This window comes from Pseudomonas sp. B21-023, assembly GCF_024749165.1.
Taxonomy (GTDB): Bacteria; Pseudomonadota; Gammaproteobacteria; order Pseudomonadales; family Pseudomonadaceae; genus Aquipseudomonas.
The window spans coordinates 5,766,862-5,786,838 of the sequence record NZ_CP087190.1 but is presented as its reverse complement, the minus strand read 5'-3'; the positions used below and the strand labels follow the sequence as shown (position 1 = coordinate 5,786,838).

Sequence of the window (19,977 nt, the reverse complement as noted above, 5' to 3'; positions counted from 1 at the left end):
CGGATGCCGGGCGGCCCTTTGAAACGAATTGATAGCGTATGGAGTTGACCATGCAGCATGAATCCCACGCCCACGGCATCGACATGTCGGCCCTGGGCCGCGACAAGCAGAGCCTGCGCCTGGCTGAAGAGACCGTGGCCATCGAAGTACCCGGCCTGTCCCTGTTCTACGGCGACAAGCAGGCGCTGTTCGACGTCAGCATGAACATCCCCAAGCAGCGCGTGACTGCCTTCATCGGCCCGTCCGGCTGCGGCAAGTCCACGCTGCTGCGCACCTTCAACCGCATGAACGACCTGGTCGACGGCTGCCGTGTCGAAGGCGCCATCAACCTGTACGGCAACAACATCTACCGCAAGGGCGAGGACGTGGCCGAGCTGCGTCGCCGCGTGGGCATGGTGTTCCAGAAGCCCAACCCGTTCCCCAAGACCATCTACGAGAACGTGGTCTACGGCCTGCGTATCCAGGGCATCAACAAGAAGCGCGTGCTCGACGAGGCCGTCGAGTGGGCGCTGAAGGGCGCGGCCCTGTGGGATGAGGTCAAGGACCGCCTGCACGAGTCGGCGCTGGGCCTGTCAGGTGGCCAGCAGCAGCGTCTGGTAATCGCCCGTACCATTGCCGTTGAGCCGGAAGTGCTGTTGCTCGACGAGCCGTGCTCGGCACTGGACCCGATCTCGACACTGAAGGTCGAAGAGCTGATCTACGAACTGAAATCCAAGTACACCATCGTCATCGTGACCCACAACATGCAGCAGGCGGCCCGTGTTTCGGACTACACCGCCTTCATGTACATGGGCAAACTGGTCGAATTCGGTGATACCGACACCCTGTTCACCAACCCGGCGAAGAAGCAGACCGAAGACTACATCACCGGTCGCTACGGCTAAGACCGGCAAGGTAGGAACGCCAGGGAACGACACGAACGACTTGAAGCCTGCAGCTGCTTCGCGGAGCGAAACGATGATCAACAAAGAAAGCCTTACCCACCACATCTCCCAGCAGTTCAACGCCGAGCTCGAGGAGGTGCGCAGCCACCTGCTGGCCATGGGCGGGCTGGTGGAGAAACAGGTGAACGATGCCGTCACCGCGCTGATCGAGGCCGACTCGGGCCTGGCGCAGCAGGTGCGCGAGGTCGACGAACAGATCAACCAGATGGAGCGCAACATCGACGAGGAGTGCGTGCGCATTCTCGCCCGTCGCCAGCCGGCGGCCTCCGACCTGCGCCTGATCATCAGCATCTCCAAGTCGGTGATCGACCTGGAGCGCATCGGTGACGAGTCCACCAAGATCGCCCGCCGTGCCATCCAGCTGTGCGAGGAAGGCGAGTCGCCGCGTGGCTACGTCGAGGTGCGCCACATCGGCGACCAGGTGCGCAACATGGTCCGCGACGCGCTGGACGCCTTCGCCCGTTTCGACGCCGACCTGGCGCTGTCGGTGGCCCAGTACGACAAGACCATCGACCGCGAGTACAAGACAGCGCTGCGTGAGCTGGTCACCTACATGATGGAAGATCCGCGCTCGATCTCCCGCGTGTTGAGCGTGATCTGGGCCCTGCGTTCGCTGGAGCGTATTGGCGATCACGCACGCAACATCTCCGAGCTGGTGATCTACCTGGTGCGTGGTACCGACGTGCGGCACATGGGCCTCAAGCGCATGAAGGCCGAGGTGCAGGGCGAAGCGTTCGATGAGGGCGAAATCGCTAATGTTCCGGCCGAACCGGACGATAAATAGGATTGCTCCCGAGCATGAACGCCCGGCAACCGCCGGGCGTTTTCGTTTGCGGTCGAGCACCAGCAGGCACCCGCGAACCGTGTGAGAAGTCCCGGCGTGACCAGTGGTTTGGCAAATGGCCATCAGTCGGCGGTATGCTAGCCGGGATCAAGAGGAGTATCGATGAGTAAAGTGAATGTGCTGGTCGTGGATGATGCCCCGTTCATCCGCGACCTGGTAAGGAAGTGCCTGCGCAATGCCTTCCCCGGCATGGTGATCGAGGACGCGGTCAACGGTCGCAAGGCCATGGCCATGCTGAGCAAGGAACGTTTCGACCTGGTCCTGTGCGACTGGGAAATGCCAGAGATGTCCGGCCTCGAACTGCTGACCTGGTGCCGCCAGCAGGAAGAGATGAAGACCATGCAGTTCATCATGGTGACCAGCCGTGGTGACAAGGAGAACGTGATCCAGGCTATCCAGGCCGGCGTTTCCGATTTCGTTGGCAAGCCGTTCACCAACGAGCAGCTGCTGACCAAGGTGAAGAAGTCGCTGACCAAGATCGGCAAGCTCGACAGCCTGATGTCCAGCGCGCCGGCGCGGGTCAACTCGGCGTTCGCCAATGACTCGCTCAGCGCCCTGACCGGTGGTCGCCCGGAGGCGGCTAAGGTGAACGCGCCCGTCGCCGCGCCAGTGGCAGCAGCGGCCAAGCCTCTGATCAACGCCCCTACGCCGAAGACTGCCGCTGCGGCGGCCCAGGCTGGTCGTGGTCAAGGCCAACTGCGCCTGTCCAGCGGAACCCAGCCGTGCATGATCAAGGCCCTGAGCCTCAAGGAAGCCCTGCTGGTGGTGCGCCGCGGCACCAACCTGCCACAGGTGCTCGAAGGCGCGGTGCTGGACCTGGAGCAAGGCGAGAATGCCGAAACCGCGCGCCTGAACGGCTACCTGCACGCCATTGCGGCGCTGGAGCCCAAGCCTGAGAGCGACTGGCTGCAGCTGACCTTCAAGTTCGTCGACCAGGATGCGCAGAAACTCGACTACCTGTCGCGGCTGATCGCCCGCGGCACGGCGCAGAAGCATTTCACGCCTGGCGCTTGATGAGCGCTTGAGCATCGCGTCGGAGCGGATGTTGTGGGAGCGGGCTTGCCCCCTCCCACGTTACACCTCCAGCATCCCGACCAACTGTCATATCCCTCTCAAATCCGGCTGCTAGGCTTCGACAGAACACCACTGTCAAAAAGCCACCATCATGCCGCCTTCCCGACTGCTGCTGTTCTGTGCCTTGCTCACGGCCTCGGCGTCGAGCCTGGGCATGACCATCTACAAGACCACCGATACCTATGGCGTGGTTTCCTATTCCGACCGGCCCAGCGTGGGCGCCAAGGTTTTCGTGTTCCGCGAACCCATGGTCGAGCGCCTGGACGGCCAGGTGCGGCTGAAGACCGAGGATTTCGCCGGTGGCGTGCGTTTTGTCGCGCGCAACGAGCTGTTCGTGCCGATGGAGGTTGAACTGCGTGTAGAGCGCCTGGCCAATGCCCAGGGCGGTAACGCCTCGCGCATCGTCCGGCGCCTGGTACCGCCGCGCTCGAACCTGATCCTCAGCGTGGTGCAGGCTCGCCAAGGGGCTCGCCTCAAGTACGACACCAAGTTTCGCTACGCCATGGGAGACCCGGGCCAGCGCCCGCAGGGCTACCGTTATCCGTTTCCCTGGAAGGGTGGGCCGTTCCGCCTGAGCCAGGGCCCCAACGGCCGTTTCAGCCACTTCGGGCCCAAGGGCCGCTACGCCATGGATATCGCCATGCCCGAAGGCACACCGATCATCGCGGCACGTGGCGGGGTGGTGGTGAAGATCGAGAACAACCAGAGCGGGCGGGGCAACAATCCGGCGGGCAATTTCGTCAGGATCCTGCACCCGGACGGCACCATGGGCGTTTACCTGCACCTGATGCGCGGCTCGGTGGTGGTGGGCGAGGGGCAGCGGGTTGCCCAGGGACAGGCGTTGGCCAAATCGGGCAATACCGGCAACAGCAGCGGGCCGCACCTGCATTTTGTGGTGCAGCGCAATGTGGGGCTGGCGCTGGAGTCGATCCCGTATCAGTTCGACCGGCCAATCGGTGGACTGCCGGACTTTACCGCAGGGAATCCATGACGCATCGCGAGGCAAGCCCGCTCCCACAAATGTAGGCGCGGGCTCTCAGGTCAATCGAGCTTGAGCACCTTGGCCAGCACGATCTTAGGCCCTTTCATCTTCTTGATGATGATGCGCAGGCCTTCGACTTCCAGCACTTCCTCTTCCTCAGGGACGCGCTTAAGCGTCTCGTAGATCAGCCCGGCGAGGGTTTCCGCCTCGATGTGGTCCAGGTCGATACCCAGCAAGCGCTCCACCTTGAACAGCGGCGTATCACCGCGCACCAGCAACTTGCCCGGCTGGTAAGCGAGGATGCCGCGCTCGGTCTTGCGGTGTTCGTCCTGGATATCGCCCACCAGCACTTCCAGCACGTCTTCCATGGTCAGGTAGCCGATCACTTTGCCGTCGGCTTCCTCGACCAGCACGAAGTGCGCGCCACCCTTGCGGAACTGCTCCAGCAGCTGGGACAGCGGCATGTGCCGGGATACCCGTTCCAGCGGGCGGGCGAGGTCTGCAAGGTCGATGGTTTGCGGCAAGTGGTCGAGCTCTGCCAGCTCCAGCAGCAGGTCCTTGATGTGCAGCAGGCCGGTGAATTCCTCGCGCTCGGCGTCATATACCGGGTAGCGACTGAACTTGTGACGGCGCAGCAGGGCGAGGATTTCCTTCAGCGGCGCATGGGCATCGATGCTGACCATGTCCTCGCGCGAGTTGGCCCAGTCGACCACCTCCAGCTCGCCCATCTCCACGGCCGAGGCTAGTACGCGCATGCCTTGGTCGCTTGGGTCATGGCCACGGCTGGAGTGCAGGATCAGCTTGAGCTCCTCGCGGCTGTAGTGGTGCTCGTGGTGCGGCCCGGGCTCGCCTTGGCCGGCGATGCGCAGGATGGTGTTGGCGCTGGCGTTGAGCAGGTAGATCGCCGGGTACATCGCCCAGTAGAACAGGTACAGCGGCACGGCGGTCCACAGCGACAGCAGCTCGGGCTTGCGGATCGCCCACGACTTGGGGGCCAGCTCGCCGACCACGATGTGCAGGTAGGAGATCACGAAGAAGGCGACGAAGAACGAGATCGCCTTGATCAGCTCCGGGCTGTCCACGCCGACATAAGCCAGCAGCGGCTCGAGCAGGTGGGCGAACGCCGGCTCGCCGACCCAGCCCAGGCCCAGGGAGGCGAGGGTGATGCCCAGCTGGCAGGCCGAGAGATAGGCGTCGAGCTGGTTGTGCACCTTGCGCAGGATGCTGCCACGCCAGCCATGCAGCTCGGCGATGGATTCGACGCGGGTGGAGCGCAGCTTGACCATGGCGAACTCGGCAGCCACGAAGAAGCCGTTGAGCAGCACCAGGAACAAGGCAAAGAGAATCATGCCGAAATCGGCGAACAACGAGGTGAGGCTGATACCAGGGGAAGGGTCCATGATGGGGTTTTACGGGGTCCGTCTGCTGAAATGTAAGAAAAAAAGTGCCAGCGTTTGCTGGCACAGGGGATCCAATGTAGCGGCTGAGGCTGCAAAAGCAAAGGGCCGCTTCGCGCCCCATCGCCGGCAAGCCGGTTCGCACGAGGGCCGCATCTTTCCTGTGGGAGCCGGCTTGCCGGCGATGGGGCGCGAAGCGGCCCTCGGATCTCAGCCCTTGTTCACGACCAATTGTGCTGGCGCAAAATGACAGGTGAAGGTGCTTCCATGGCCCGGCACGCTGCTGATTTCCAGGCGCCCGCGATGGCGCATCAGCACATGCTTGACGATCGCCAGGCCCAGCCCGGTGCCGCCGGTGTTGGAGGCTCGGCTGGAATCGACGCGGTAGAAGCGTTCGGTCAGGCGTGGCAGGTGCTTGGCCTCGATACCGACCCCCGAGTCCTGCACGCTGAGGTGCGCGCCCTGTTCGTCGGCCCACCAGCGGATGCGGATATTGCCTTCGTCCTGGGTGTACTTGACCGCGTTGAACACCAGGTTGGAGAACGCACTGCGCAGCTCCGACTCGCTGCCCTTGAGCCGTATGCCAGGCGCTGCCTCCAGGCTGATTCGCTGGTTGCGCGGGCCGGACAGGGCCTGGGCGTCGTTCTTGATGGCGGTGAGCAGGGTGTCGACCAGCACCGGCTGGTTGTCCGAGGGATAGTCGGTAGCTTCGAGCTTGGCCAACAGCAACAGGTCGTTGAGCAGCGTCTGCATGCGTGAGCCTTGCGCGCTCATCTGCTGCAAGGCCCGGCTCCAGCGCGGGTTCACGTCCTCGACGTTGTCCAGCAGCGTCTCGAGGTAGCCGGTGATCACTGTCAATGGCGTGCGCAGCTCGTGGGAAACGTTAGCCACGAAGTCCTTGCGCATCTGTTCCAACTGGTGGATGCGGGTCACGTCGCGCACCAGCATCAGGTGCTCGTTGTTGCCGTAGCGGGTGAGGTGCAGTTGCACGCGCAGGCGGTCGTTGATCGGCGAAGGGATCTCCAGCGGCTCGGCGTAGTTCTCCGACTCGAAGTACTCCTTGAAGCGCGGGTGGCGCACCAGGTTGGTCACCGGCTGGCCGCCGTCCTGCGGGGTCTTGAAGCCCAGGAGGGTCTCGGCGGCGCGGTTCCACCACTCAAGGTTGCCGTCGCTGTCGAGCATGATCACCGCATCGCGAAGGGCAGCGGTGGACTCCTGGACCCGGTCGATCACTGCCTGCAGGCGGCCACGCACGCGCTGGTCGCGGCGCTGCAGGTGATAGATGCTGTCGAACACTTCGCCCCACAGGCCGTAGCCATCGGGTGGCGCTTCATCGGGTTGATGATTGCGCAACCAGTCGTGCAAGCGCAGCAACTGCTTCAGTGTCCAGCCCAGGTAGAAGGCCAGGCCGATGGCCAGGCTCCAGCCATAGTAACCGCTGACCAGCCCGCCGATCAGGCAGACGGTGATCAGCAGGAGCATGTGGCGAATCAGGGTCGCGTGCCAGTTCTGGTTCAATTGACAGTCCTTGTACAGCGGGCGCTTGGGCTTCGATCAGCTTTTGGTCGAGAAGCGATAGCCAGTGCCGCGGACGGTTTGTACCAGATTTTCGTAGGCTTCACCCAGTGCCTTGCGCAGGCGGCGGATATGCACGTCGACGGTGCGCTCCTCGACATAGACGTTGCCGCCCCAGACCTGGTCGAGCAACTGGCCGCGGGTGTAGGCGCGCTCCTGGTGAGTCATGAAGAACTGCAGCAGGCGGTACTCGGTGGGGCCCATCTCGGCCGGTTTGCCATCGATGGTCACGCGGTGGCTGATCGGGTCGAGCAGCAGGCCGCCGACTTCGATCGGCGCTTCGCTGTCGCTTGGGCCGGTGCGGCGCAGCACGGCCTTCAGGCGCGCCACCAGTTCACGGGGCGAGAACGGCTTGGTGATGTAGTCGTCGGCGCCGACTTCCAGGCCCTGGATCTTGTTGTCCTCTTCACCCTTGGCGGTGAGCATGATGATCGGGATGTCGCCGGTCAGCTCGTCGCGCTTGAGGCGGCGGGCCAGCTCGATGCCGGATGTGCCCGGCAGCATCCAGTCGAGCAGGATCAGGTCCGGCTTGCGGTCGACGATGATGGCGTGGGCCTGTTGCGAGTTCTCGGCCTCGAGGCAGTCATAGCCGGCCATTTCCAATGCAACGGCGATCATCTCGCGGATAGGCGCTTCGTCGTCGACGATCAGAATGTTTCTGCCAACCATGCTCAATTACCTCTCCCAGGAACGATGTCTTGGCCCGCATTAGATAACGGAATTATTGCAGCTGTGTGACAGGGCGTGGGCGGTTCTGGCGACATTGCGTGACTGGACTAGGCTACAAGGGGCCGCGAGGGCGGCCGCGAACATTCAATCCACCCCTGAACAATGGTGATTCCAATGACACGACATACGCTGAGCTGGATGGCCCTTTGCGCTGCGCTGGCAGTGCCGGGGGTGGCGTCGGCTCATCACGCCATGGAGAAGGATGGCATGTGGGTCGACCACGATGGCATGACGCTGTACACCTTTGACAAGGACGCTGGTGGCAAGTCCATGTGCAATGGCGAGTGCGCCAAGAACTGGCCGCCGCTGATGGTCAAGAAGGACGACGAGGCGCCGAAGGACAAGTGGACCCACGTCACCCGTGAGGATGGCTCGATGCAGTGGGCCTATGACGGCAAGCCGCTATACACCTTCGTCAAGGACAAGAAGGCCGGCGAGACCACCGGCGATGGCATGAAGGATGTCTGGCACGTCGCCAAGCCTTGATGCACCAGGCGTGGGAGCGCCGCTCGGCCGCTCCCACCATTGGCTTGCACAATTTCAGCGCAGCGCGTAGTCCAGCACCACACCCATGAAGATCAACAACCCCGCCCAGTGGTTGTGCAGGAACGCCTTGAAGCACGACTCGCGGTCCAGCTTGCGCGTCGACCAGAATTCCCAGGCGAAGCATACCGCCGCCGCCAGCAGCCCCAGGTGGAACCAGCCGCCCAGTTCGAAGCGGTTGCCCGCCAGGAGCAGGCAGCCCAGCGACAGCAACTGCAGGCTCAGGATGATCACCCGGTCTGCCTCGCCGAACAGGATGGCGGTGGATTTCACGCCGATCTTCAGGTCGTCGTCACGGTCGACCATGGCGTAGTAGGTGTCATACCCCACCGTCCACAGCAGGTTGGCGATGTACAGCAGCCAGGCGCTGGCCGGCAGTTCGCCACCCGCGGCGGTGAAAGCCATCGGGATTCCCCAGGAATACGCCGCGCCCAGCACCACCTGCGGGTAGTAGGTGTAGCGCTTCATGAACGGGTAGCAGAAGGCCAGGGCCACCGCGCCGAACGACAGCCATACTGTTGTTGCGTTGGTGCACAGCACCAGCAGGAAGCTCACCCCCACCAGCAAAGCGCACAGCATGAGTGCTTCGCGGGGCTTTACCCGGCCGCTGGCCAGTGGCCGGTCGGCGGTGCGTTTGACGTGGCCGTCCACCTTGCGGTCGGCGAAGTCGTTGATGCAGCAGCCGGCGGCACGCATCAGCACCACGCCGAGGCCGAAAATCAGCACGTTGGCCAGGGTCGGCGAGCCGTTGCCGGCGATCCACACCGCCGACAGCGTCGGCCACAGCAGCAGATAGATGCCGATGGGGCGGTCCATGCGGCTGAGCTGGACAAAGTCCCAGGCGCGCGGGTGAAGGTGGTTGAGCGACTTGAGCAGTTGCAGGTACATCAGCGTTTTTCCTCCTTGGCCGCGTGCCACAGGGCGGGCAGGAACACCTCGGCCACCAGCAGGTCGAGGCCGTCGCGTTCGAAGCGCGAGCGCCGTCCCCACAGCCCGGCGCTGGCGACCTCGGCGGGCAGCCAGCCCTGTGGATAACTACATACTTCGATAGGGTGGCGGACGAACGCCTGGTCACAGAACAGCAGCTCGCCCAGCGAGCGGCTGCCCAGGGTCTCCAGGTCGAGCCCGCCGCGTTCCAGCGCCGTGCGGCTGGCCACGCTGCGAGCGAACACCCAGGGATGGTCATGGCCGCGCAGGTAGACCTCGCGCACCCAGCCCTGCGCGCCAGGCCGCAGGCCCAACGCGGCGCATTCATCGTCACGCAGTGGCTGCCAGCCCTCGAACAAAGGAGTGACGCTGAAGTGGTCATGGGACAGACCGGTCAGGCGACGGGTCAGGGAGCCTTCATCGAACAGCCAGTTCAGGGTCGGCTGATCGGGCAGGGGCGCCAGTTGCGGATACGCCAGCCACGCGACAGCGGCTGCTTGCGGGGTTTCGTACGGCACGTCGGTATGCTTGATACAGGCCAGAGAGGCGGCGAGCTTAGCATGATTGCCGTCCTGGCTTGCATACTGCCAGCAGGCCCAGTACAAAAGCCGACCAGAGATTGCACGGTGGTCACTTGCAGGCGCGGGCGTGCCCCGCGACCAGGCCACCAACTGCAACGCACCAATGAGCCTGACCGAGGAACAGCACCCGATGAAAAAGTGGCAATGTATTGTCTGTGGCCTGATCTATGACGAAGCGGACGGCTGGCCGGACGACGGCATCGCCCCCGGCACTCGCTGGGAAGACGTGCCGGAAGACTGGCTGTGCCCTGATTGTGGCGTAGGCAAGAGTGACTTCGAAATGATCGCCATTGGCTGATCGCAACCCTGGTTTGAACAAGGAACGCACGACATGACGTCCCCCGTGGTGATCATTGGTACCGGTCTTGCCGGTTATAACCTGGCGCGAGAGTTTCGCAAGCTGGACGGCGACACGCCGCTGCTGCTGATCACCGCTGACGACGGTCGCTCCTACTCCAAGCCGATGCTGTCCACCGGCTTTGCCAAGCAGAAGGACGCCGACGGCCTGTGCATGGCCGAACCGGGCGCCATGGCCGAGCAGCTCAAGGCCGAGATCCGCACCCACACCCGCATCAGCGGCATCGACCCCGGCCACAAGCGCCTGTGGATCGGCGAAGAAGCGGTGGCGTACCGCGACTTGGTACTGGCCTGGGGCGCGCAGACTGTGCAGGTGCCTGTGGAAGGCGATGCGGGCGAGCTGGTCTTCCCTATCAACGACCTTGAGGACTACGCACGTTTTCGTGCCGCTGCCGCAGGCAAGCAACGGGTGCTGATCCTCGGCGCCGGCCTGATCGGCTGCGAATTCGCCAACGACCTCACCTTGGGTGGCCTGCAGTGCGAGATCGTGGCGCCGTGCGAACAGGTAATGCCGACCTTGCTGCACCCTGCGGCGGCCGCCGCGGTGCAGGCAGGCCTGGAAGGGTTGGGGGTGCGTTTCCATCTCGGCCCGGTGCTGACCCGCCTGCAACGCTCCGGGGCGGCACTGGAGGCGCACCTGTCCGACGGCAGCGTCATCCCGTGCGACCTGGTGGTGTCTGCGATCGGCCTGCGGCCGCGCACCGACCTGGCGGCCGCAGCGGGCCTGCAGGTCAACCGCGGGGTGGTGGTGGATCGCCAGCTGCGCACTTCTCACGCCAACATCTTCGCCCTGGGCGACTGCGCCGAGGTCGATGGCATCAACCTGCTGTACGTCATGCCATTGATGACCTGTGCCCGTGCCTTGGCCCAGACCCTGGCCGGCAACCCGACCGCGGTGGCCTATGGGCCAATGCCGGTCACCGTGAAGACCCCGGCCTGTCCGCTGGTGGTGTCCCCCGTGCCGGCAGGCCACGAGGGCACCTGGGTGGTGGAAGGTAGTGGTGGCGACCTGAAAGTGCTCTGCCATGGCGCCGATGGCCAGCTGCTGGGCTACGCCCTGACTGGCGGCGCAGTCATGGAGAAACTGGCGTTGAATCGCCAGTTGCCACCCTTGATGGCGTAAATAGCGGGCGTTCTGTCGGAATTATCCTGTTCTTGCCGCGACAATGGCCGCCCAGATACTGGCGCGGCCCCGGTCGGCGTGCCATCCTCACTGGCGTCTGCCGCAGCCTAGAGCCTGCGGTGCCTTGAACGCTGCTCCCTTCGGCAGCACGGCATAACAACAAGAAATCCCGTCAAAGAGGCTTCACTATGCGTAAACCAGAACTCGCCGCCGTCATCGCCGAAAAGGCCGATCTGACCAAGGAAAAGGCCAACCAGGTCCTCAACGCGATTCTCGACAGCATCACCGGCGCACTCGACAAGGACACCGTCACCCTGGTCGGCTTCGGCACCTTCGAAAAACGCCACCGCGGTGCCCGCACCGGCAAGAATCCGCAGACGGGCGAGCCGGTCAAGATCAAGGCCAGCAACACTGTCGCCTTCAAGCCTGGCAAGGGCCTGCGTGACAGCGTCAACGCACCGGCCAAGCCTGCCAAGAAAAAGTGATCGACAAGCCATCGAGACGGGCGCCTTAAGGCGCCCGTTGTGTTTCTGGTAAGCAAATGCGGCGAACTTGCATAAACAGGGCGATAAACGGATAAACTGCGCGACTCAGTCATTTTTCACTCGAGGCGCGTTGATGAAGTTTCGTTTTCTTCTCTGGGCCATGGGCTTGCTGATGGCCAAGGCCAGCCGCAACAACCCGGCGTTCCAGCAGCAGCTGCAGGACAAGGACCTGGTCTTCCAGATGCAGACGCTCGACGGCAAGGTTGCCCGGCACTTCATCGTCAAGGACCTGCGCATCAGCAGCAAGGGCGGCCTGCACCCGCAGCCGGCGTTCGCCATTGCCTTCAAGGATGCCGCCTTCGGTTTCGCCACGCTGCAGGCCGGTAACAAGCAGCTGGCGTTCATGCAGGGGATTCAGGAGAAAAACATCCAGATCAAGGGCAATCCGGCGCTGGTGATTTGGTTCCAGGGCTTGATGAAGTACCTGAAACCGAAGAAGAAAAAGGGTTGAGATCACCGGGGCTGCGGTTTGTCGCCACGACAAGCCAGCTCCCACAGAGCGGGCTGGCTGGCAAAAAGGGGCGCAAGGCGCCCCAACACATCAATGCGGCGCGTGGAACTGCGAGGCCAGCTCACGTAGCAACGCCTCGGCCTCCAGCACCTTGTTCACCACTTCTTGCGCCTTGTCCCGGGTCAGCCCCAGGCGCTCGAGCAGGGCATCCGGGATCTCGCCCTGTGGTCCCGAACCAATCCCGCGCGAGCGCAGCAAGCGAATAGCCAGGCACACCAGGTTCGGGAAGGCCGAGTGCTCACCGTCATAGGTCGGGTCATGCTGGAAACGCAAGGCTGTGGAGAGTTCGTCAGGCATGTCCCACAGCTTCATCAGCCAGGCACCGATCTGTTCACGGCTGATCCCCAGCAAGTGGTGTTCTACATAGCTGTGGCACAGGTGCGGGTTGACCTCCAGATGGCGGCAGATCAGCGAGAAATGTGGCGGGAAGACGTGGGCCAGCAGCAGGTAGCCGAAGTTGTGCAGCAGCCCGGCGAGATAGGTAAGGCCTGCTTCCGGGCGCTCTGCGCGCGGCATGGCACGGGTCAGGCCCTCGATCACGGCAGCGGTATAGATCGACTGCTGCCAGTATGGCGTGGCCTGTTGCGGGTGGTCCTTGGGCAGGCTCAGGGCCTTGCCCAGGGCCAGGCCCAAGGCCAGGTTGATCACCAGGTCGAAGCCCAGTACCCGCACGATGGCGTCTTCCACCGAGCGGATCTTGCCGGGTGACGCGTAATAGGGCGATGCCGCCCAGCTGACGACCTGCGCGGCCAGCGCCGGGTCGGTTTCGACCACGCCGGTGATGTCGTCGATGCTGGCATTGGGGTCGACACGCAGCTTGATGATCTTCTGCGCGGTGTCGGCCAGCGGCGGAATTTCGATGGTCTGCTCCAGGCGTTGCTGGATGCGGCGGGCGGTGAAAGCCTGGACCGCGCGGATGACTTCCCTGGGAGGGCCGTCCAACTGATCGAAACTGAGGCGAATATCGCTGATCGGCTGGCCGAAGGTGCTGGCGCTGGCCTTGACCAGCATTTTCTTGAAAGCCGTCCGGCCAATTTCCAGGAGCAGCCCGGCTTCACCGGACTGGATCAGCAGGGTTTCGTTGTCGAGCAAACTCTTTTCGTACTGGCACGGCGAGCTGGTCAATGCGGGAATGGCGGGCAGGGCCTTGAGATGATGCTTGTCGAGCATCTGCTTCAAGCGCTCCAGCGGCACGGCCTTTAGCTTGCGGCCGGTCAACTCCTCGAGGCGCTTGAGGTCCAGCAACTGGCTTTGCGGGAACAGCACCATCAAGGCACCGATCTCGTCATCGAGCAGTACGGCCTGTACGCGCGAGTTGGCCGGCAGCCCCGGGTGCTCGGGCACCTCGCGGAAGCTGACGTCGAGCTTTTCGAGCAACTGCCGGATGACAGACGGTGCGTGTAGGGTTGCGGTATCCAGGGCAACTTCAGTCATGGCCTGTATCCAATCATTTCTGTAAACGCGAAGTATAACCAGCCTGACCGCCAAGCTGGATCCATTATGGGACGGGCGTCACACCTGGCCATATTGTTGGCCGTGGCGCAACCAGCGGTCGAGTAGCGGGCTGACGTGGTCGGGCCAGCGTGCCAGCAGGGCCTGGGCGGCGTCGCGTACGGCCGGCAACAGGTCGGCGTCGCGCATCAGGTCGGCGACCTTGAACTGTAGCAGGCCGGTCTGGCGAGTCCCGAGCATTTCACCGGGGCCGCGCAGCTCCAGATCCTTCTCTGCAATGACGAAACCATCGTTGGTTTCGCGCATGATGCCCAGGCGTTCGCGGCCGATCTGCGAAAGTGGCGGGTGATAGAGCAGCACGCAGTGGCTTGCCGCGCTGCCCCGGCCGACCCGGCCGCGCAGCTGGTGCAACTGCGCCAGGCCCAGGCGCTCGGGGTTCTCGATAATCATCAGGCTGGCATTGGGCACGTCGACACCGACCTCGATCACCGTGGTGGCGACCAGCAGTTGCAGCTCCCCGGCCTTGAACTCGGCCATCACCGTCGCTTTTTCCGCAGGCTTCATGCGCCCGTGGATAAGGCCCACGCGCAGCTCGCCCAGGGCGCTGCCCAGCTCTTCGAAAGTGCTCTCGGCCGCCTGGCAGGTCAGTTCCTCGGATTCCTCGATCAGGGTGCACACCCAGTAGGCCTGGCGCCCTTCGGCACAAGCGGCGCGGACTCGCTCGACCACTTCGAAACGGCGGCTGTCGGCGACCAGCACGGTATTCACCGGGGTACGCCCGGGGGGCAGCTCGTCGAGGACCGAGGTGTCCAGGTCGGCGTAGGCGCTCATGGCCAGGGTGCGGGGGATCGGCGTGGCGGTCATGATCAGCTGGTGCGGGCACAGCTGGCCCATGACGCCCTTCTTGCGCAGGGCCAGGCGCTGCTGCACGCCGAAACGGTGTTGTTCGTCGATGATCGCCAGGGCCAGGTGCTTGAACTGCACCTCGTCCTGGAACAGCGCGTGGGTACCGACCACCATGGGCGCGCCATTGGCGATCTGCTCCAGGGCGCTGGCGCGGGCCTTGCCCTTGAGCTTGCCGGCCAGCCAGGCGACTTCGATACCCAGCGGCTCGAGCCAGCGTTTGAAGGTGATGAAATGCTGCTCGGCGAGGATCTCGGTGGGGGCCATCAGCGCCACCTGGTAGCCAGCCTCCAGGGCCTGCAGAGCCGCGAGGGCGGCGACCACGGTCTTGCCGGCGCCCACGTCACCCTGTACCAGGCGCATCATCGGTTCGGGTTGGCTGAGGTCGTAGGCGATCTCGTTGCCGACGCGCTGCTGGGCACCTGTCGGGTTGAAGCCGAGGTTGGCCAGGTATTGCGCTGGCAGGCGGGTAGCCCTGGGCAATACCGGCGCACGCAGGCTGCGCTGGCTCTCACGCAGGCGCTGCTGGGAGAGCTGATGGGTCAGCAGCTCCTCGAAGGCCAGGCGGTGCTGGGCCCAGTGATGGCCCTCGGCAAGTTCGTCGAGGTCGGCGTCGGCAGGCGGGTTGTGCAGGTAGCGGATGGCATCGCTCAACGGCGCCAATTGGTAGTCGCGGGCCAGTTGGTCGGGCAGCCAGTCGGGCAGGCTGCGCGGGCCGAGCAGGCCCAGGCTCTGCTGGCAGAGCAGACGCAGGCGTTGTTGGGTGAGGCCTTCGGTGGTCGGGTAGATCGGCGTCAGCGTCTGTTCGACCGGCGGTGGCGCTTCTTCGCCGTTCAGCGCACGGTATTCGGGGTGGTAGATTTCCAGGCCCGAGGCGCCCGGACGTGCTTCGCCATAGCAACGCAGGTGGGTGCCACGCTTGAGGCCCTCCTTCTGCGCATTGCTGAAATGGTAGAAGCGCAGGCTTAGCGTGCCGCTGCCATCGCCCAGGCGCACCACCAGACTGCGGCGCTTGCCCATGGTCACGTCAGCCCCGCTGACCACGCCCTCGATCACCGCGTCCTGGCCGGGACGCAGTTGGCCGATGGGGACTACGCGGGTTCGGTCCTGATAGCGCAACGGCAGGTGGAACAGCAGGTCCTGCAGGTTCTCCAGACCGACCTTGGCGAGTTTCTCTGCCATGGCTTCACCAACACCCTTGAGCGTGGTGACGGGGACGTTCGACAGCTCGGTCATGGGTTCAGGCCGGTTGTTCCACGGGCGGCTTGGCCACCGAGCAGAGGCGGATCGAGTCGGCGAGGATCTCGATGGCCTTCGGCCGCGGGAAGCTGGCGCGCCAGGCGATGGCCACGGTGCGGAACGGTGCGGGCGCGGTCAGCGGGCGAACTTCGATGACGCCCGGTGCATAGTGATGGCTGTGTACGGCCGACAGCGGCAGGATCGAGACGCCCAGGCCGGAGGCGACCATGTGGCGGATGGTTTCCAGTGAGCTGGACTCGACCGTGGTGTGCTTGGAGGCTTCGCCGCCCTTGTTCAGTGTCGGGCAGGCTTCGAGCACCTGGTCGCGGAAACAATGCCCCTCGCCCAGCAGCAGCAGGCTCTTGTCGTTGAGCATGGCGGTGTCGATGGTGTCCTTGGCGGTCCAGGGATGGTCGGCCGGCATCAGCGCACAGAACGGTTCGTCGTACAGCGGCAGGGTCAGCACGTCGGCCTCGTTGAACGGCAGGGCGATGATCACCGCGTCCAGTTCGCCGTTGCGCAGCTTTTCGCGCAGCACATGGGTGAAGTTCTCTTCGATGTACAACGGCATCTGCGGCGCCACGCGGTGCAGTTGCGGGATCAGGTGCGGGAAGAGATAGGGGCCGACGGTGTAGATGGCGCCGACCTTGAGCGGGGCGGTCAGCTGGTTCTTGCCGGCCTGGGCGAGCTCGCGGATGCCCTGAGCCTGCTCCAGTACCTTCTGCGCCTGGGCGACGATGCTCTCGCCGACCGGCGTGAGGCGCACCGCGCTCTTGCTGCGCTCGAAGATCAGCACGCCGAGTTCGTCCTCGAGCTTCTTCACGCCCACCGACAGGGTCGGTTGGCTGACGTGGCAACGCTCGGCCGCGTGGCCGAAGTGCTGCTCCTGCGCGAGGGTAACGATGTAGCGAAGTTCGGTGAGGGTCATAACGTGCGTCCATGAAGTTGCGGCCCCAGCATAGCGGCTGCAATCGATAGACGCACGTTATCAGACTTGCCGTTTTGTGACAGAAACAAAAACGTCAGCGTCGGTCCAGCGAGTACACGAACGGCGCAACCACTTCGATCGTGCCATTGTTCAGCAACTCCGCCGGAGGCTTGGGTACCGTACCGGCACGGCGGATCATCTCCAGCGTGGCCCGGTCCAGCGCCGCGCTGCCCGAACCACCGGCCAGCGTGTACGACACTACCTTGCCTTCGGCGTCGACCACGAAACGCAGGCGGTTGATGCCCTGCAATCCACGGCGGCGAGCGTCCTCGGGGTACTTCTTGTACTTGGCCAGGTGGCGCAGCAGGTCGCTCTGCCAGCTCGGCAGGGCATTACTGTTGGACGCGATGCTGGGCTGCGGCGCCGCCGACTTCTGCGGTGGCGTGTTGCTCGGCGGCGTATCCGCGACGTCGTCCTTGGCCGGTGGCTCGTCTTTCGGCGGCTCAAGCTTCTTCTCGGGCTTGGGCGGCTGTGGCTTGGCCTTGGGCTTGGGCGGCTTGGGGATGGCGATCTTCGGCTTTGGCGCCTCTGCCAGCTTGGGCAGCGGCGGCTCCTCGATCGGCGTCGGCGGTTTCGGGGCGGCCTTGGGCGGTGGCGGTGGCGCAGGCTCTGGCAGCGGTGCCAGCTCGACCATCATCGCTGCCGGCGGCAACTCGAGGGCCTGGGGCACCGACCAGTTGAGCGTCAGCAGCACAGCGACCGCGTGCACACCCAGCACGATCGCCAGGCTGCCACCGTAGCGCGCCATGTTTGAGCGCGTTTTCGTCATTTCTTGGCTGCCGTCTCGAGTCCGACCAGGCCGACCTTGAGGTAGCCAGCGGCACGCATGGTGTTCATCACTTCCATCAGGTCGCCGTAATCGACGCCCTTGTCAGCCTGGAAGAAGATGGTGGTTTCCTTGTCGCCCTTGGTCTTGGCGTCGAGCATCGCGCCAAGCTGGTCGCGCTGGGCCACCTCGTCGTCGCCCAGGTAGAGCTTCTTGTCGGCCTTGACGCTGACGAACACCGGCTTCTCGGGCCGCGGCGCGGGCTTGGCGGTAGAGGCGGGCAGGTCGACCTTGATATCGACCGTGGCCAGGGGCGCGGCAACCATGAAGATGATCAGCAGCACCAGCATCACGTCGATGAACGGCGTGACGTTGATTTCGTGGTTCTCGGCGAGGTCGTCGCCACCTTCGTTGAGATGCAGGCCCATGGCTTACCCCACTTTCACCATGTGCGGGGCGGCGCGTTCGCCACCCTGGTGGTCCAGATCGCGGCTGACCAGCAGCAGGACTTGGGCGGAGGCGTCGGACACCTGTGCCTTGTAGCCGGCGATGGAGCGGGCGAAGACGTTGTAGATGACCACGGCCGGGATCGCGGCGACCAGGCCCAGCGCGGTAGCCAGCAGGGCTTCGGCGATGCCTGGGGCGACCACGGCGAGGTTGGTGGTCTGGGTCTTGGCGATGCCGATGAAGCTGTTCATGATGCCCCACACGGTGCCGAACAGACCGACGAACGGGGCGGTGGAACCGATGGTGGCCAGCACGCCGGTGCCGCTGCTCATGGTGCGACCGCTGGCGGCCACCAGGCGCTCCAGGCGGAAGCTCACGCGTTCCTTGATGCCTTCCTTCTCGCGGGCGTTGGCCGACAGGCGCATTTCTTCGAGGGCGTCATGCACCAGGGTGTGGGCCAGTGTGCCTTCCTTGTTCGACACCTCGCTGGCTTCTTTCAGGCTCACCGAGCGTTTCAGGGCGGCGATCTCGCCACGCAGGCGGCGTTTGGCGCCCATCAGCTCGAAGCCTTTGGCGATCCAGATGGTCCAGGTGATGATCGAGGCGATGGCCAGGCCGATCATCACGGCCTTCACCACCACGTCGGCGTTCTTGTACATGCCCCATGGGGACAGGTCGTGGGCCATGCCCAGCGAGGTGTCTTCGACCATCGCCTGCACGTTCTCGTCGGCCGGTGCCTGGCCATCCACTGGGGCGTTGGCGTCGGCAGGCGCGTCGGTTGGTGCGGCTACCGGTGCCTGGCCTTCGGCGGCTGGCGCGGCCGGGGCGCTGGCGGCTGCCGGTGCGGCGGCAGTGGCGGCGGGCTCATCGGCCATGGCCACGGGGGCCAGTACCAGGCTGAACATCAGCGCGGTAATGGCGCGCCAGGCGCGCGACGGGGTTGGCGAAGCGGAAGGTTGAGTACGTGTCATGCTGGCCGGACCTGATGAAGAGAAATGGGTTGAGTTCTTCAAGGCCTCGAAGCAGGCCGAGAACAGACAGGGCCGCCATTATTGCAAGTAATTCTTGTTAACAAAAGAATGGAGAGCGCTTTTTTTAACCTTTGTCTAGCCGCTGATCGCTAAATCCGGTTAGCGTGAACCTTTGGATTTGGAGTTTCATGATGTCGGACCTGAGTGCGTTGATCGTCGGCTGCGGCGATGTGGGAGGCCGTCTGGCCCGCCAGTTGCTCGCCCATGGGTGGCAGGTCGATGGCCTGCGCCGGTCGGTGCGGGACCTGCCCGAAGGGGTGCGGCCCGTTGCCGCCGATCTGGCGAACCCGCGCCTGCCAGAAGCGTGGCCCGCGCGCGCGCCGGACTACCTGGTGTACTGCGTGGCGGCCAGCCAGCATGACGAAGCGGGCTACCAGGCCGCCTATGTCGACGGTTTGCGCCATGTGCTTGGCTGGCTTGAGAGCAAGGGTCAGCGGCCGCGTCGCCTGCTGTTCGTTTCCAGCAGCAGTGTCTATGCACAACAGGATGGCGAATGGATCGACGAGACCGCAGCCACCGCGCCCGAGGGGTATTCGGGCAAGGTGATGCTCGCGGCGGAGCGCCTGGCGCTGGGCAGTGGCATCCCCGCCAGCATCGTGCGCCTGACCGGCATCTATGGGCCGGGACGTGAGTGGTTGCTGAGTCAGGTACGCCAAGGCTACCGAGTGGCCGAGGAGCCGCCATTGTACGGCAACCGGATTCACGCCGAGGATGCCGCTGGTTTGCTGGCGCACCTGCTGCAGGCCGATGCCCGGGGCGTGGTGCTGGACGACTGCTATATCGGTGTCGATGACGACCCGGCAGCGCTGGCTGACGTGGTGGGCTGGCTGCGCGAGTACCTGGGGGTCACCGAGTGGTCGGACCAGCAGCGGGTGCGGCGTACCGGCAGCAAGCGTTGCAGCAATGCGCGGGCGCGGGCGCTAGGATGGGTGCCGCAGTATCCGAGCTATAAAGAAGGCTATGCGGCCATTCTCCAAGGGCGTGGTTGAGAGAGCCGGCCCCATCGCGGGGCCAGTCGG

21 protein-coding genes are annotated in these 19,977 nt (G+C 64.3%); 10 read left to right on the top strand and 11 right to left on the bottom strand.

Going from position 1 to position 19,977, the window contains the following annotated elements:
- Window positions 1-50: 50 nt before the first annotated feature.
- From pstB to LOY42_RS26040, 4 genes are all read left to right on the top strand, one after another.
- Window positions 51-884, top strand: a complete 834-nt coding sequence (gene pstB / locus LOY42_RS26055; RefSeq protein WP_031315066.1) for a phosphate ABC transporter ATP-binding protein PstB — start codon at window positions 51-53, stop codon at window positions 882-884.
- 73 nt (window positions 885-957) lie between these two features.
- A complete protein-coding gene (phoU, locus tag LOY42_RS26050; protein ID WP_023630537.1) occupies window positions 958-1,728 on the top strand; it encodes a phosphate signaling complex protein PhoU in 771 nt (256 codons plus the stop codon).
- 162 nt (window positions 1,729-1,890) lie between these two features.
- Window positions 1,891-2,802, top strand: a complete 912-nt coding sequence (locus LOY42_RS26045) for a response regulator (protein ID WP_046857607.1) — start codon at window positions 1,891-1,893, stop codon at window positions 2,800-2,802.
- Window positions 2,803-2,953: 151 nt separating this feature from the next.
- Window positions 2,954-3,853, top strand: coding sequence for a M23 family metallopeptidase (locus LOY42_RS26040; RefSeq protein ID WP_198755100.1), 900 nt, complete (start codon window positions 2,954-2,956; stop codon window positions 3,851-3,853).
- Window positions 3,854-3,903: 50 nt separating this feature from the next.
- On the opposite strand, the gene LOY42_RS26035 is transcribed toward LOY42_RS26040, so the two are convergent.
- The 3 genes from LOY42_RS26035 to phoB all read right to left on the bottom strand — a co-directional run bounded on the left by LOY42_RS26035 (window position 3,904) and on the right by phoB (window position 7,485).
- Window positions 3,904-5,244: a hemolysin family protein gene (locus LOY42_RS26035; protein ID WP_258599647.1), complete on the bottom strand. Its 1,341-nt coding sequence runs from the start codon at window positions 5,242-5,244 to the stop codon at window positions 3,904-3,906.
- A 207-nt stretch (window positions 5,245-5,451) separates the two neighbouring features.
- Window positions 5,452-6,723, bottom strand: coding sequence for a phosphate regulon sensor histidine kinase PhoR (gene phoR / locus LOY42_RS26030; protein WP_256659354.1), 1,272 nt, complete (start codon window positions 6,721-6,723; stop codon window positions 5,452-5,454).
- A 72-nt stretch (window positions 6,724-6,795) separates the two neighbouring features.
- Entirely contained in the window at window positions 6,796-7,485 is a 690-nt protein-coding gene (gene phoB, locus LOY42_RS26025) for a phosphate regulon transcriptional regulator PhoB (RefSeq protein ID WP_003253341.1), read from the bottom strand.
- 174 nt (window positions 7,486-7,659) lie between these two features.
- Between phoB and LOY42_RS26020 the strand changes: the two genes are divergently transcribed.
- Window positions 7,660-8,031: a hypothetical protein gene (locus LOY42_RS26020; protein ID WP_139674832.1), complete on the top strand. Its 372-nt coding sequence runs from the start codon at window positions 7,660-7,662 to the stop codon at window positions 8,029-8,031.
- Between the two features lie 54 nt (window positions 8,032-8,085).
- Here the strand turns inward: LOY42_RS26020 and ubiA are convergent, their stop codons facing one another.
- Window positions 8,086-8,976 (bottom strand): 4-hydroxybenzoate octaprenyltransferase, encoded by an 891-nt coding sequence (ubiA, locus tag LOY42_RS26015; protein WP_139674835.1) that lies wholly within the window; start codon window positions 8,974-8,976, stop codon window positions 8,086-8,088.
- Window positions 8,976-9,533, bottom strand: a complete 558-nt coding sequence (locus tag LOY42_RS26010; RefSeq protein ID WP_139674838.1) for a chorismate lyase — start codon at window positions 9,531-9,533, stop codon at window positions 8,976-8,978. Before LOY42_RS26010 ends, ubiA begins: the two co-directional genes overlap by 1 nt.
- A gap of 193 nt (window positions 9,534-9,726) precedes the next feature.
- Here LOY42_RS26010 and LOY42_RS26005 point away from each other — a divergent pair, with 193 nt between their 5' ends.
- From LOY42_RS26005 to LOY42_RS25990, 4 genes are all read left to right on the top strand, one after another.
- Window positions 9,727-9,894 carry a rubredoxin gene (locus LOY42_RS26005; protein ID WP_023532601.1) on the top strand — a complete coding sequence of 56 codons (168 nt, stop codon included), beginning with the start codon at window positions 9,727-9,729 and terminating at the stop codon, window positions 9,892-9,894.
- Window positions 9,895-9,927: 33 nt separating this feature from the next.
- The gene (locus LOY42_RS26000) at window positions 9,928-11,076 is read left to right on the top strand and encodes an NAD(P)/FAD-dependent oxidoreductase (protein ID WP_139674841.1); all 1,149 of its coding nucleotides are present in this window, start codon (window positions 9,928-9,930) and stop codon (window positions 11,074-11,076) included.
- A 188-nt stretch (window positions 11,077-11,264) separates the two neighbouring features.
- Window positions 11,265-11,561: an HU family DNA-binding protein gene (locus LOY42_RS25995; RefSeq protein WP_046857600.1), complete on the top strand. Its 297-nt coding sequence runs from the start codon at window positions 11,265-11,267 to the stop codon at window positions 11,559-11,561.
- A gap of 133 nt (window positions 11,562-11,694) precedes the next feature.
- Window positions 11,695-12,072, top strand: a complete 378-nt coding sequence (locus LOY42_RS25990; protein ID WP_139674844.1) for a helicase — start codon at window positions 11,695-11,697, stop codon at window positions 12,070-12,072.
- Between the two features lie 90 nt (window positions 12,073-12,162).
- Here LOY42_RS25990 and LOY42_RS25985 read toward each other — a convergent pair whose 3' ends face one another.
- From LOY42_RS25985 to exbB, 6 genes are all read right to left on the bottom strand, one after another.
- Window positions 12,163-13,566, bottom strand: coding sequence for an aminoacyl-tRNA deacylase and HDOD domain-containing protein (locus LOY42_RS25985; protein ID WP_139674847.1), 1,404 nt, complete (start codon window positions 13,564-13,566; stop codon window positions 12,163-12,165).
- Window positions 13,567-13,644: 78 nt separating this feature from the next.
- On the bottom strand, window positions 13,645-15,723 hold the full coding sequence (gene recG / locus LOY42_RS25980) for an ATP-dependent DNA helicase RecG (protein WP_139674850.1): 2,079 nt from the start codon (window positions 15,721-15,723) through the stop codon (window positions 13,645-13,647).
- A 4-nt stretch (window positions 15,724-15,727) separates the two neighbouring features.
- The gene (locus LOY42_RS25975; RefSeq protein WP_102684588.1) at window positions 15,728-16,654 is read right to left on the bottom strand and encodes a hydrogen peroxide-inducible genes activator; all 927 of its coding nucleotides are present in this window, start codon (window positions 16,652-16,654) and stop codon (window positions 15,728-15,730) included.
- Between the two features lie 94 nt (window positions 16,655-16,748).
- Window positions 16,749-17,483, bottom strand: coding sequence for an energy transducer TonB (locus LOY42_RS25970; RefSeq protein WP_046857596.1), 735 nt, complete (start codon window positions 17,481-17,483; stop codon window positions 16,749-16,751).
- Window positions 17,480-17,908, bottom strand: coding sequence for a TonB system transport protein ExbD (gene exbD / locus LOY42_RS25965; protein WP_023632733.1), 429 nt, complete (start codon window positions 17,906-17,908; stop codon window positions 17,480-17,482). The genes LOY42_RS25970 and exbD overlap by 4 nt, the downstream gene beginning before the upstream one ends.
- Window positions 17,909-17,911: 3 nt before the next feature.
- The gene (gene exbB, locus LOY42_RS25960; protein WP_139674853.1) at window positions 17,912-18,898 is read right to left on the bottom strand and encodes a tonB-system energizer ExbB; all 987 of its coding nucleotides are present in this window, start codon (window positions 18,896-18,898) and stop codon (window positions 17,912-17,914) included.
- Between the two features lie 191 nt (window positions 18,899-19,089).
- Here exbB and LOY42_RS25955 point away from each other — a divergent pair, with 191 nt between their 5' ends.
- Entirely contained in the window at window positions 19,090-19,947 is an 858-nt protein-coding gene (locus LOY42_RS25955) for an SDR family oxidoreductase (protein WP_139674856.1), read from the top strand.
- Window positions 19,948-19,977 lie beyond the last annotated feature (30 nt).